The organism is Kurthia sibirica, from assembly GCF_003143975.1.
GTDB lineage: Bacteria > Bacillota > Bacilli > Bacillales_A > Planococcaceae > Kurthia > Kurthia sibirica.
In genome coordinates this window covers 84730-98691 of record NZ_QFVR01000004.1, presented here as the reverse complement: position 1 = coordinate 98691, position 13962 = coordinate 84730, and the positions used below count along the sequence as shown (strand labels likewise).

The 13962-nt window shown below is 34.9% G+C and carries 10 protein-coding genes; 9 read left to right on the top strand and 1 reads right to left on the bottom strand.

The features are described 5' to 3' along the window. Window positions 1–372: 372 nt before the first annotated feature. Window positions 373–810, bottom strand: a complete 438-nt coding sequence (locus DEX24_RS04390) for an RrF2 family transcriptional regulator (RefSeq protein WP_109305192.1) — start codon at window positions 808–810, stop codon at window positions 373–375. 165 nt (window positions 811–975) lie between these two features. On the opposite strand from DEX24_RS04390, the gene hmpA reads away from it, so the two are divergent. The 9 genes from hmpA (at window position 976) to DEX24_RS04345 (ending at window position 13949) form a co-directional block, all read left to right on the top strand. Next, window positions 976–2142, top strand: coding sequence for an NO-inducible flavohemoprotein (gene hmpA / locus DEX24_RS04385; RefSeq protein ID WP_109305191.1), 1167 nt, complete (start codon window positions 976–978; stop codon window positions 2140–2142). A 284-nt stretch (window positions 2143–2426) separates the two neighbouring features. Next, window positions 2427–3914 (top strand): DUF5776 domain-containing protein, encoded by a 1488-nt coding sequence (locus DEX24_RS04380; RefSeq protein ID WP_170112842.1) that lies wholly within the window; start codon window positions 2427–2429, stop codon window positions 3912–3914. 252 nt (window positions 3915–4166) lie between these two features. Beyond that, window positions 4167–5702: a DUF5776 domain-containing protein gene (locus tag DEX24_RS04375; RefSeq protein ID WP_170112841.1), complete on the top strand. Its 1536-nt coding sequence runs from the start codon at window positions 4167–4169 to the stop codon at window positions 5700–5702. Between the two features lie 48 nt (window positions 5703–5750). Next, window positions 5751–6035, top strand: a complete 285-nt coding sequence (locus DEX24_RS04370; protein ID WP_109305188.1) for a DUF1294 domain-containing protein — start codon at window positions 5751–5753, stop codon at window positions 6033–6035. A gap of 36 nt (window positions 6036–6071) precedes the next feature. Beyond that, entirely contained in the window at window positions 6072–6557 is a 486-nt protein-coding gene (locus DEX24_RS04365; protein ID WP_109305187.1) for a dUTP diphosphatase, read from the top strand. A gap of 46 nt (window positions 6558–6603) precedes the next feature. Then, window positions 6604–7692: a M42 family metallopeptidase gene (locus DEX24_RS04360; protein ID WP_109305186.1), complete on the top strand. Its 1089-nt coding sequence runs from the start codon at window positions 6604–6606 to the stop codon at window positions 7690–7692. A gap of 752 nt (window positions 7693–8444) precedes the next feature. Continuing rightward, window positions 8445–11411, top strand: coding sequence for a pectate lyase-like adhesive domain-containing protein (locus DEX24_RS04355; protein WP_109305185.1), 2967 nt, complete (start codon window positions 8445–8447; stop codon window positions 11409–11411). Between the two features lie 202 nt (window positions 11412–11613). Continuing rightward, window positions 11614–12582 carry an ornithine carbamoyltransferase gene (gene argF, locus DEX24_RS04350; protein ID WP_109305184.1) on the top strand — a complete coding sequence of 323 codons (969 nt, stop codon included), beginning with the start codon at window positions 11614–11616 and terminating at the stop codon, window positions 12580–12582. Between the two features lie 389 nt (window positions 12583–12971). Continuing rightward, window positions 12972–13949, top strand: a complete 978-nt coding sequence (locus tag DEX24_RS04345) for a zinc-binding dehydrogenase (RefSeq protein ID WP_109305183.1) — start codon at window positions 12972–12974, stop codon at window positions 13947–13949. Window positions 13950–13962 lie beyond the last annotated feature (13 nt).

Below are 13962 nucleotides of genomic sequence, written 5' to 3'. Positions count from 1 at the left end.
TAGGGGATCGAAATAATTCATATTTTAGACATGTAGAAATAATGACAGCTTCCTACTTGTTTTTTTGGCAAGAGTCTTCGCTATTTCTTTTAATTAGGATGAATATACTTAAAATAGACATAAAAAAGCACAGTTTCTCGACAATTAGACATAGAGTCCTTTTTCATGTGATGAATTGTACTATTAAGCGCAACACTGTTAAAACAAAACGTTGTTTCTCGTCGTGGACAAGCAAGCGCTGCGTCATTGCATTTATTGAGCGTAAAACCCACAGCTATTTCCTCTAGTATCCTAGCAATTCGATGTAGCATGGCAGTTATATACTATACGAAAAAAGACACTACTCCAGTTATATTGTGAGTAGTGTCTTTTTTATCTATCAAATAAAATAGCTGCTAAATCTTCTTTAGATGTTAGGAAATCTGCTAGATTATAGTCATCTAGTACAGCTATATAGGCGTGCAGAGCTTTGTTTAAAGCGCCTTTTAAACTACAAACCGGTGAAATAATACATCCGGGAGAATCAGGATTAAAACATTCGACTAAATAGAAATCTTCTTCTGTTTTACGTACTAATACCCCAATATTAATATCTTTCGGGTCTTGAGCTAAGCAAATACCGCCACCTCTACCTCTAACTGTTGTAATATACCCCATTTTACCGAGTTCATGTGTTACTTTCATTAGATGGTTTTTTGAAATGGCATATGCATCAGAAATATCCTTGATTGTAGAAAGTTCATTCGGTTCTTTGGCGCCGAGATAAAGTAATACACGCAGTGAATAATCAGTATATAGTGTTAATCGCAACTGTATCGCCTCCGACTATCATTAGTATAACATGTACAGCAAAAACTCTAAAATATTTAAAGATGTATTTTAAATATGTCTTTTCTGTTAAAGATGTATTTTATATATTGCTTTAAGTGACAATGAGGCGTATGGTGTGATTATAGACTTGAGAGGATGATATAAATGTTATCACAACAATCGATGAATATTGTAAAATCAACTGCACCAATACTAGAGGTTCACGGCGTGACAATTACAAAAACATTTTACAAAAACTTATTTGAGGCACACCCAGCCCTGTTAAATATTTTTAATCATGCAAATCAAGAAAAGGGTCGTCAGCAAACTGCATTAGCAAATACAGTATATGCAGCCGCTGTTCATATTGAAAAACTAGAAGCGATTATTCCCGTAGTAAAACAAATTGCTCAAAAACACCGTAGTTTAGGTGTATTACCAGAACATTACCCAATCGTCGGCGAATTTTTATTGCGCGCAATTAAAGAAGTATTGGGAGATGCAGCAACAGATGATATTATTGCCGCATGGGGTGAAGCATACGGTGTAATTGCAGACGTTTTCATTGCTGAAGAACAGCTATTATATGAAGAAGCTGAACAACAAGAGGGTGGCTTCAAGGGATTTAAAGATTTTACAATAATAGATAGACAACAAGAAAATGATGAAATTGTGTCATTCTATTTACAGCCATCAGATGACAGTAAATTAGCAGCATATTTACCGGGTCAATACATTACCGTACAAGTAAAAATACCAAATGAACAATATACAATGAATAGACAATATAGTTTATCGAAATCATTTGATGGTAAAAGCTATCGTATTTCGGTAAAACGTGACAATAAAAATACGCCAGCTGGCAAAGTATCAAATTTACTGCATGATCATCTACAAATCGGAGATCAGCTAGCATTAAGTGCACCAGCAGGCTGGTTCACTTTTGAAACAACAGATAAACCTGTGACATTTATAGCAGGCGGTATTGGTGTTACGCCGTTTATCAGTATGTTTAAAAACGCTGTAGACAATAGTTCATCAGCAACGGTGAAGTTGATTCATAGTGTGAATAATGCGACTGATCAACTATTTGTACAGGATTTAAGCATCATTGCTGCTTCAAGTGAGCAGTCGACATATACGTCGAAATTAACAGCTCAAGATGGACAAATTGATCGTACTTACTTGGCGCAACAAGTAAACATAAATGGTATCGTTTATGTGTGTGGGCCAGTCGGTTTTATGCAAATGATCAACAAAGAATTAGTAGCACTAGGTATGACAGCGGAAAATATTCGTTATGAATTTTTTGGTCCAGCAATGAATATCTAATAAATAAGACAATAAAGTGTGCAATAGGGAGTGATTCCGTATTGCACACTTTTTCTATTAAAATACAAGGATAGTTCAAAATATGTGTTTAATTTCCAATGTGACGATGATACAATAGGATTATGTTTAAATGACTAATTAAATACTATAAAAAGGTTTTTTATAATTCGAATGTCATAAAATACGTAAAAGTGAATTCGCTCAACTCTCTTTAGATGCTATTAGTGTAGTAGAGTATAGACTGATTTTTACTAAACCTAAAAAAGATGGAAGGGATTGACAGAATGAAGAAACAAAATCTAGTGTTGTCACTAATTGTCGCATGTTTATTGACAGTTGGTTTTACAATGACAGCATCAGCACAAGATCATTCAGCAAAACCAGAAAGTACAGTACCATGGGAATATCCATTAAATATCAAACCTATGCTCGTTCCAATGTCAGTGAATAATCCGCTAATTGCCGATATTTCGAAATGGCAGGGAGATATTGATTGGTCAAAAGCAGGAAAAGCCTTAGATTTAGTAATTATCCGAACACAAGATGGTATAAATACAGAAGACTATATGCATAAGAACTATGAAACAAATGCAAACAAATACAATTTACCATATGGTGTGTATTCTTTTGTAAGAGCTGGAACACCGGCACAGGCAAGAATAGAGGCACGTAAATTTTATAGTCGAGCAGGTAAAAATACACAATTCTATGTCTTAGATGTTGAAGTGAAAACAAATAAGAATGGTTATTCAATGCGCTCAGTAATCGAAGCCTATGAAAATGAAATGCGAAAATTGACGAATAAAAAAGTAGGTCTATATGTGGCCAATCATCTTTATTCTTCATTTAATCTAAAGACATCAGATTTTGATTTTGTCTGGATTCCTCGCTATAGTTCGACTGCACCAGTTCATAAACATGATTTATGGCAGTATACAAGTCGAGGTTCTGTACCAGGTATTAAAGGCAATGTCGATTTAAATTATTTGGCAAATGGTGTGAAGTTAGAATTTTTCACGAATAAATTAAGTCAAGTATCTAATAAACCAGCGCCCTCCACTAAAAAATATTATTTAGATAATCCTAAGTATGTTATTTTAAAGAAAAAGGTTAATGTCTATACAAAAAAAGATTTTAATAAAGGGCAAAAAAAGAGTAGTTATAAAGCCGGGAAAGTAGTGAAAATTAAAAAAATCACGAAATCATCAGCTGGTATTCCACATTTAGAATTAACGAGTGGTAAATTTATAACAGCTAGCAAAGAGTATGTATTAAAGACATCCGCTGCGACATATACTAATTTTTATACAGCGGAAGATCGAGTAAAACAAATTATTACGCTGACAGATTTAAAATCATATACATCAGCAAGTTATACTTCACAATCAATAGGTAAATTCATCCCAAAATATACAATTTTAAATGTCTCGCGTGTCGCATATAGTGGCAAAGGTGAAATACGTTTTCAAATTTTAAATGGTCGCTTTATTACAGCGGATCGAGCGTTGGTAATTGAAGCACCACAGACCATTGAGAATTATTACTTAGAAGAGGAAGGTAATTTGCAAACAGTTAAAGATATTTACGAGTATACCGATACAATTTTTGGGACAGCTACAGATAAAATAGCGGTACCAATAGGTACAAATCTGATAATTACAGGTGTCGTATTCAATAAATTAGGTTATCCACGTTTTCAATTAGCAAATGGTAATTATATTTCAACAAAAAAAACACTTTTCAAAAAAATACCTTGGTATGAGCAAGAATAATTTATAAGGTTGGACTATTTTATACTAGTTCAACCTTTTTTCGTATAGTAAAAAATACTTACTAGTTATTTATAGTTCAAATATTACACTTAAATGTAAAATGTAATAATAATTTAATATTTGAAAACAAAATGATGCAAAAAATGTCACATAAGGTAGTAGTTATTTGTTATCCTTAATATAGTCAATTGATGAAGGAATATGAAAAAAAGGGTTATGCGATTGGCGACTATTATGAAGGAGACTAGGACGATGAAAACATTAATTAAATGGAGTCTAACTGCAAGTTTCGTATTATTATGCATGTTAGGTGTTCATGTCGCTAGTGCAAAAGCTGCTGATACATTAGATGATACAGAAGAACTAGCACCTGCGAATCCGGATAGCAAAACATATTGGGAAGGCACACCGTATGTTACGGACACAACGAGTACAAATAACAAATTAAGAGCATCTAGTGTAAGTAATCCAGTTATTGTGGATATTTCACATCACCAAGGAACGATTGATTGGAGTAAAGCATCAAAAGTGATTGATTTAGCAATTATCCGTACGCAGTATGGGAGTCAGCTAGAAGATCGCAAGCATAAGGAATATGAAGCGGGCGCAATAAAATATGGCGTACCATTTGGTGTATATGCCTATCATCTTGCAACAGATGAAGCAGATGCCAAAGTAGAAGCACGTGATTTTTATAAGCGCGCCAATAAAAATGCTAACTTCTATGTTATTGATGTGGAAGAAACAACTGGGAAAAACACTGCAGCAATGAAGGCAATCGTTAACTCATACGTCGCTGAATTAAGAAAATTAACAAATAAAAAAATTGGAATATACATAGCAAATCACCTTTATACTTCATATAATTTAGATATGTCGAAAGCTGATTTTGTATGGATTCCACGCTATGGTTCGACGAAACCAATATATAAACATCAACTTTGGCAATTTACGGATCAAGGTAAAGTAAACGGTATTTCGACATATGTGGATTTAAATAAGTTAAATGGCATAGCACTGTCGTATTTTATGAACCCTACCGCGCCAAAACCAGAACCAGAACCAGATCCAGATCCGAAACCAGATCCAAAACCAGATCCAATCAAGGATGATTTTTTCGAGACAAACCCTTCTACAGTCGCTACGAAGCAAATTGTTACTGAATATAAATCAGTAACATTTAACGCAGCAACAACAATACGAAAAGTTGCGAAAAATACAGTTTTAGAAATTGCAGATATTGAAAAAACAGCATCAGGTACATCACGTTTGAAACTGAAAAATGGTAATTATGTAACAGCAAATAAAAAATACGTTGTCAAAACACGTAGTAATATAGAAGATTATCTAACTGTTGTACCAAAGAAAGTAGTAACAAAAGTTGCACAAAATGCATACAATAAAGTTGATTTTGTGGCAGCAAACAAAGTAGCAACCGCAGCGAAAAATACGGTTTTCACCATTGCAGACATTGATTATACAGCGGGAGGTACACCAAGACTTAAAACAGTTTCGGGAACGTATTTAAGTGCCAATATTGCCAATAATCGTCCTGTGATTAATGGTGTGCTAAACTATATTTACATCAACCCTAAAGTGATTAAAACAATCGGGAAAGTAAATGTCTATACGGGTGTTGAATTTACAAAACGCACAGGTGTTTCATACGCGAAAAATAAAACGATTACTGTTGAAGGTATTCGTTGGTCAAAAGCAGGGACACCCCGTTTGAAATTGTCAGATGGCAACTATATTACTGCAAATAAAACACTTGTTCAGAAAAAATAATTGTGAGGCTTCAAGGGCTAACCCTTGAAGCTTTTTTTGGAGGTTAAAATGATTGTTATAACGTATATGCTGATTTTGTCACTTTTTGCATTTATTCAAATAGGTGTCGATAAAAAAAGGGCGAAAAAGAACGAATGGCGTATTCCAGAGAAATCACTATGGTTACTTGCATTACTCGGCGGTGCGACAGGTTCTTTTTGTGGTATGGTGTATTTTCGCCATAAAACAAAGCGTTGGTCATTCAAAATTGGTTTTTTATTATTAATGATCATCGATGGCGTAAGTATCATTTGTTATATGCTTATAAAGACTGGAAATCTATCGCTATTTTAGGTACGATATTGAGGGCTAGCTGAAAGGATGATTAAAATGAATATAGAAAAAATATTTGATATGCAAAAAGAATTAGATGATTTTATCATGAAGACACAAAATATTACACAGGATGTATTTAGAGAAAAAACATTAGCGCTATTAGTTGAATTAGGTGAGCTTGCAAATGAAACACGCTGTTTTAAATTTTGGAGTACAAAGGGACCATCAGCAGATGCTGTTATTTTAGAAGAGTTTGTCGATTCCATACATTTTCTTTTATCCTTAGGTATTATGAAAGGTTTTAATGATTTAAAAGAATGGCCAGAGGATCAACGTGAAGAGTCCTTAACGGAGTTGTTTTTACAAACACAGCAAGCAATTATTGTTTTTTCAAATGATGTGACGAGAGCTCATTATAATGAAATTTGGTTATGCTATGGGGCAATTGCAAAAGCATTGAATTTTGATGCACAAAATATTATGGATGCGTATATTTCGAAAAACGAAAAAAATTATGACCGCCAGCGTTCAGGGTACTAATTTCTGTAGTATACTTAATGTATAAAAGATGATGAGGAGAATGATGATGACACAATTAGATCCAACTTTATCTATGCTAAAAGAATTAACAGATGCATGCGCTATCGCAGGAAATGAAAAAGAAGCACGTGACGTAATGAGAAAATATATCTCACCTTACGCAGATACAATTGAAACAGATGGTTTAGGCTCATTGATTGCTAAAAAAGTTGGAGATGCGAATGGACCAAAAATTATGATTGCTGGACATTTGGATGAAGTAGGCTTTATGGTTACTCAAATTGATGATCAAGGCTTTATTAAATTCCAAACAGTTGGCGGTTGGTGGTCACAGGTTATGCTTGCGCAACGTGTACAAGTTGAAACGACTAAAGGAGAAAAAATTGTTGGTGTCATCGGTTCAAAACCACCACATATTTTAGCTCCAGAGCAACGATCAAAAGCTTTTGAGATTAAAAATATGTTTATTGATATTGGGGCAACTTCAAAAGAAGAAGCTTTGTCTTGGGGAATCTTACCAGGTAATATGATTACACCTTATTTTGAATTTACAGTCATGAAGAATGATAAATATCTATTAGCAAAAGCATGGGATAACCGTATTGGTTGTGCAATTGCCATAGATGTTATGAAAGGTTTAAAAGATCAAAAACACCCTAATATCGTCTACGGCTGTGGTGTAGTTCAAGAAGAAGTAGGATTACGTGGTTCAAAAACAGCGACACATATGATTCAACCGAATATTGGTTTTGCAGTTGATGTTGGGATTGCAGGCGACACACCTGGTATTTCTCCAAGTGAAGCAGCTTCTAAAATGGGTGATGGCCCACAAATTATTATTTATGATGGTTCGATGGTAGGTCATAAAGTATTGCGTGATTTTGTTGTGCAAACAGCGGAAGAAAATAATATACCGTATCAATACGAAGCAATTCCAGGTGGCGGAACAGATGCAGGTTCCATTCACATCACAGCAAATGGTGTACCGGCGTTATCAATTGGTATTGCCACACGTTATATTCATACGAATGCAGGCATATTACATCGTGATGATTTTGAAAATACAGTAAAACTTATAATAGAGGTAATTAAAAAATTAGATCAACATGTAGTTGAAAAAATTACGTTTGATTAATCGTAAGAAGAGTCTGGAATAAAACCCACTCACAAAAAAGCAGGCAGTCATGAATTTAATTCATGACTGCCTGCTTTTTTTGTGAATGCTGTTTTTCGGCAGGAGTCCTCGCCATTTCTTTTAATCACAAAAGTTGAAGAAGTCGAGGGCAAGTCTGCTCTTTTTATAGAAATGCCGAAGCGTTCACCTATTTGTCCAGCTTGTCAGTCCATTACTTCGAAAGTACATGATGATCGCATACAAAAAAGAACCAGTACTTGCAAAGGTTCGGTAATCAAGTAGAAATCGTTGTAATGGATATGAATCAATGAAACGACATGCATATGATTATAAACGATTTGATCGATTTAGAGCGAAAATCTTACTAATATTAAAGTATAAAGAAGTTGGTTTACATCTGGGCTAAATGAAAAAGGTGAATGAAATTGAAAATCCAATTTCATTCACCCCAACATTTGACACAGAGCCGTTTTTCTCGGCACAACTTCATTTGATTTTTGACGTGTAATCTGAAAAAAATGGATATTCAGTTTGGGCTAGTTCCGCACAAGTCACATCTATATGGCCCAGTCTTTTTTCTTTTGAAAAATAGATAGTTGACTAATATACAGTACCTATTTCAATAAATACCTTTTCGAGGGGAATTCATGACACTTTAAAGGACAGAAAACAATGTAATATATAACTATAAAGTAAAACAACCGTTGCAATAACTAAAATAAATGAAGAAAATGTTGAGAGGAATGAAAAAGATGAAAAAGACGTTCATGCTATTTTTGAGTACATTATTAATAATGAATCTTTCGATTCCATTTTCAAATAGTCAATTTGTGAAGGCTGAGGAAACAACTAATGTTGAAACAGATGAAAAGGCGCAAATGGATCTGAAGGACAATGAAGTTGTGGATAAAAAAGTGGAAACAGATATTGAGACAGATGAAAAAGCGCAAATGAATACAAAAGACAATGAAGTCGTGAATAATAAAGAAAAAATAAATATTGAAACAGATAAAAATGATAAAAAGAAAGTGGAAAATAGAGCAACAAATCAAAAGACAACAAAGATGACAAAAGCAGCAAATGCGGATGAATTGACAATAATTACAACATTTGCTGAATTAGTAGCGGCCTATAAAGAACCAACAAATAAAGGCGTTATTTTAGCAAATGATCTGGCTAATACTGGAAATGCAGCTTTAATAACAAACAGAACAACTGATTTTACAATTGATGGCCAAGGTCATAAATTAAATCTAGGCACTCGCTATTTTGGTGTGACGCAAAGTGCAACAGCAACTTTTGATATTCGAAATATTGAAGAGTTGTCTGCAACAACGAGTAGAGTTAGAGGAGTTGTAGCTTCTGGAGATGCCAATGTCGCAAATTCTGGATGGACAATCAATTTTACAGATGTTAAAAGTAATGAAAATAATCAAACAAGAATTGCATCTGTTTCCGGTGCGCAACTAAATTTAGCTGGTAATATACACTGGAAAACAGCAAGTGAGATGGCTGTAATTGATGGCGTGAAAATAGAAGATAATGCGAATGTAGTAGCTATAAAACAAGATTCAAGTGATAATAGATCATTTTTTTGGTATGGACAATCGGGTATGAATAGTACAAGTGCTGGAACACATGATTTTGTCGTAGGGAAAAATGCCAAAGCTAATTTTAAAATGCCAGGAACAGGAACAGCTTATCCCGTCGTTTTTGCATACTATAAAAAAGTGCATTTAGAAGAAGGCGCAACATTTAATGGCACAATGCCAGGTAATGCATTTAGATCAGATTACTATAATAGTAGTTTTATAGCGGATGGTAATAATACGATTAATTTAACATCAACTAGAAATGGTAATTCACCTATCCATTTCAATTCCGGTCAAAATGCTGCTGAAAAATCACAGTTTTATGTAGGACCAAATAGTAATTTATATGTGATTGGTGCCACAAATAGTCCATTATTTAATGCGAGTACAGCGGATGGGAGACGTACATCCGTCATTATTGATTCACCTGAAAATATTGACTTGCGAAATTATAGTGCTAGTACTACGTCAGCCAACAGTAGTGTGGCTGTCACTAATTTTGAAGAATTCACTATTAAAAATTCTGATCTTGATATCTGGAGATTAGTAGATCCAGTGACTGGACCATCCATTTATTATGGTGCACAAGTCGATTATTTAACACAAAAAGCTGGTGGGGTAATGTCATCAAGTAATTCTGGAATTACACAATACTTCCCAACGAATAAAGTGCGTAGAATCTCAGGTTTAAATCAAATACCCGAATTATCATTCAAACCGATTACGGATGCAGACAAATCAATCTATGGTCGCATTATTTTAGGCTATGCTCCGGATGAAATAGGGATAGATGATGAAGGGAATACAAATTATGTACCCGTTTATGCAGGTGCTGGACAAGCGATTGCAGAAATTGAAGACACATATGGTGTAACAACAAAAACGCCAACAGAAAACGATGGCTATGTAACAGTTAAAAATGATAAATTTAATAAAGGAAATGAATTTGTTACAGGTAAGGCACATAAAGGGGATATAGCACAAGAAGAAAATGCAGAATTTAAAGTAATCGATATTACACCACCAGAACCAGCAAAAGTACAAACGTCACCAATATACCCAGATACAACAGTGATAAAAGGTACTGGTGAAGCAAATAGTGATGTCACAATGACAAAAAATGGTGTTGCTTTCCCTGAGGCAAATACGACAGTAGATGCACAAGGAGACTGGAAAATCCAACTTCCAGAAGGTTCTATCAAGAAAGAAGACGTTTTACAAATTTTCCTACGTGATCATGCAGGGTTAGCTGAAGGTTTAACAGATCATCCAGCCACAAATAATGCAGTAGGGAATAGTAACCCAGCTACGACTATGACTTATCGTGATGCTACTTTTAAAGCTGCAACGAAAGTTACTGTTGTGAGACATCCAAATATTGCGCCTGTAATGGAGTTAACGAAACCTGTTCAAGATGGTGAACTGTATAACTATGATCCAGTTGAAGAAGGAAATTCGTTTATGACAGAAGGTACTGTTTTTGATAATGATAGTGAAACAGTGACAGTATATGCGCAAGTGGATGATGAAGCACCGACAAAAGTAAAAACTTTTGATGAAAGTAATGATAAAATAAAATGGTCAAAAGAATTTACAAAAGCGGAGATGACAAAACTCTTAGCAGATGAAAAACCACACACAATTTCCTATTATGCAATTGATGGCGACGACGCAAAATCAAATAGTGTGAAATTTAATGTGCAACTTTATACAGGTGAGTTGAAAATATCATCGGCACCAAAAGATATTTCATTTGGTGAGCAGCTCATATCATTAACAAATCAAAAATATTATATTGCAGATAAAGATAAAGATTTAGTAATTGAAGATACAAGAACAACAGGTCAATCATGGAGAGTTACGGCAATGCTTGATCAAGAGCTAACAAATGATACAACAAATAAAGTAATCAAAGACGCGGTATATTACAATGAGGCTACGTTGTCTACTACTGATGCGTATACAGTATATGAAAAAGATGTAGCAGAGAAAGGTTCATTTAATATTTCTGAAAAATGGATTGATGATAAAAAAGGGTTGAATTTAGAAATGACTGCAAATTCTGAAGCAGGAGATTATTCTACAGAAGTACGTTGGTCATTAGAGGATGTACCAGGAAATCAATAAAATAAGTAGCAGCCTATTCGTAAGTATTTCACGAATAGGCTGTTTTTGAATTATCTAAAATTTATATTAAATGAATAGAAATATTTAGTGGTGCATATATAATTGGTTTTTAATCATATTTAAAAACATAAAAATACATTTGACAGAATAAATATACAATATTATAATGAAGTTATTAGATAATCGAAAAGGAATGATATAAATGAAATTATTAGAAGAGGTACAACTTAAAATTGTCGATAGCTTAAAAGGGAAGGATTTATTATCATTATCACATTATACAAGTAAAGAAGTTCAACAATTAGTGGAACTAGCAATTCAATTAAAAACAATTACGAAAGCAGGGAAATGTCCAAAATTACTTGAAGGGAAAACATTAGCGATGATTTTTGAAAAAAATTCGACACGTACACGAATTTCTTTTGAAGTAGGAATGCATCAACTTGGTGGTGAAGGAATGTTCATGAATGCACGTGACTTACAAATTGGTCGCGGTGAATCTGTTCATGATACCGCTCATGTCATGTCTGGCTACGTCGATGGTATTATGATTCGCGCAAATTCGCACGCAATGGTGAAAGAGTTGGCTGCCCATGCGTCTATTCCAGTAATCAACGGTTTAACTGATCTTGCCCATCCTTGTCAAGCATTAGCGGATTTAGAAACAATTGCTGAGGTGAAAAAAGATTTTAAAGGGCTAAAATTAGCTTATATTGGTGATGGTAATAATGTCGCACACTCTTTAGTCATAGCAGCGGCACATGTCGGAATGGATGTTGTTGTTGCAACGCCACAAGACTATGAACCATCAGGAGATGTTATGAAAAAAGCTGCTGAAATTGCAGCGACAAATGGAAGTACAGTTACTTTTACAAATAATCCATTTGAAGCGGCAAAAGATGCGGATGTTATTTACACAGACGTCTGGACATCTATGGGGCAAGAAGAGGAATCAACTAAGCGTTTACAGGATTTCGCAGGATTCCAAATTTCGGAGGAACTAGTAGCTATCGCAAAACCTGATTATATGTTCTTGCATTGTTTACCTGCTCACCGTGAAGAAGAAGTAGCTACTGCTGTAATTGATGGCGAAAACTCGTATATTTTCCAACAAGCAGAAAATCGTCTACATGCTCAAAAAGCCGTTTTAGTATCTGTATTAGCAGATTAAGGTAACGTTTATAAATAGTAGAGGTTGGAACAAAACACGTCATCTACCTTTTTTATTGCTCAGGTATAGCGGTGTTTTTATACTTATATCCTAGCCTCTTCTTACGATTAAGCAAGTGGATTGAATACACTTTTTGAGCTGGTAGTGTGGACTCATAATTGTATAGAATTCCTGGTGTTAGTAACTGAAATGTCACTTTCAAAAATATATGATCGCAATCTTATGAGGCTTTCTCTGAGGTTGCTTTTTTAATTTATAAGAAGAATCCATAAAATGATGCACTCGGTTTTTTAATATCAGCGTGTCTTGCATCATGAAAAACACTTGATTTATTTGAATAATGAAATAATATGCTACAATCAATTAAATAATGAAGGAAGTGACAGGCTATGAAAGCAGTATTTTTTGAAAATGGACAATTAAAAATTGCTGACAGACCAGAACCAAGTGCAACAGCAGGACAGGTTGTTGTGAAGTTGAAAGCAGCAAGTTTAAATAGAAGAGATTTGTATACACCAAAGCGTTTAGGCGACAAAGCGTCAGCTGTCATACTTGGTTCTGATGGAGCAGGTATAATCGAGGCGCTTGGAGAAGGTGTGAAGAATTTTAAAATAGGAGATGAAGTGATTATTAATCCATCTTTGCGATGGTATGAGCAATCAGTAGTTCCCCCAGCTGATTTTGATATAGTAAGCTTACCAGATGATGGTACTTTTGCTGAGAAAATTGCGATTTCTGTAGAGCAAATAGAGCCCAAACCGGCATATTTAACCTTTGAAGAAGCAGCTACCTTAGGTATCGCACCTTTGACCGGGTATCGAGCACTTGTGACAAAAGCAGCTATTCAAGCAGGTGAAACACTGTTTATACCTGGTGCAAGTAGTGGTGTAGCTACTTTCATCATCCAATTTGCTAAAAACTTAGGTGCGCGTGTGATCGTCACATCTCGCTCAGCTGATAAATTAGCTGCAGCAAAAGAACTTGGCGCTGATTTAGCGATCAATACGGCGGATGATTGGTCGCTACGATTGCAAGATGAAGTCATTGATACAGTAATTGATAGTGTTGGAGCAGCAACTTTTAATCGGTCATTGGCTGTTTTGAAAAAGGGTGGTAAACTAGTTACATTCGGTGCAACAACTGCAGATGTGACAAGTTTCAATTTACGCGACTTTTTTTATGGTCAATACACATTATACGGTACAACTTTAGGGTGTAGAGTAGAGTTTAGAGCATGTTTAGCACATATCACTACACATAAAATGAAGCCGGTCATTGACCGTGTGTACCCAATAGAACAAGCGCAGCAAGCAATGGAGCGACTTCGGAAAAATCAGCAGTTTGGAAAAATCGTAATTACGATGTAAAAGGCGGTAACAG

Excerpts from the sequence above, each read along its gene's own strand:
- argF (WP_109305184.1), top strand. The coding sequence starts at position 11,614 with ATGAAATTATTAGAAGAGGTACAACTTAAAATTGTCGATAGCTTAAAA.
- hmpA (WP_109305191.1), top strand. The coding sequence starts at position 976 with ATGTTATCACAACAATCGATGAATATTGTAAAATCAACTGCACCAATA.
- DEX24_RS04375 (WP_170112841.1), top strand. The coding sequence starts at position 4,167 with ATGAAAACATTAATTAAATGGAGTCTAACTGCAAGTTTCGTATTATTA.
- DEX24_RS04370 (WP_109305188.1), top strand. The coding sequence starts at position 5,751 with ATGATTGTTATAACGTATATGCTGATTTTGTCACTTTTTGCATTTATT.
- DEX24_RS04360 (WP_109305186.1), top strand. The coding sequence starts at position 6,604 with ATGACACAATTAGATCCAACTTTATCTATGCTAAAAGAATTAACAGAT.
- DEX24_RS04355 (WP_109305185.1), top strand. The coding sequence starts at position 8,445 with ATGAAAAAGACGTTCATGCTATTTTTGAGTACATTATTAATAATGAAT.
- DEX24_RS04345 (WP_109305183.1), top strand. The coding sequence starts at position 12,972 with ATGAAAGCAGTATTTTTTGAAAATGGACAATTAAAAATTGCTGACAGA.
- DEX24_RS04365 (WP_109305187.1), top strand. The coding sequence starts at position 6,072 with ATGAATATAGAAAAAATATTTGATATGCAAAAAGAATTAGATGATTTT.
- DEX24_RS04380 (WP_170112842.1), top strand. The coding sequence starts at position 2,427 with ATGAAGAAACAAAATCTAGTGTTGTCACTAATTGTCGCATGTTTATTG.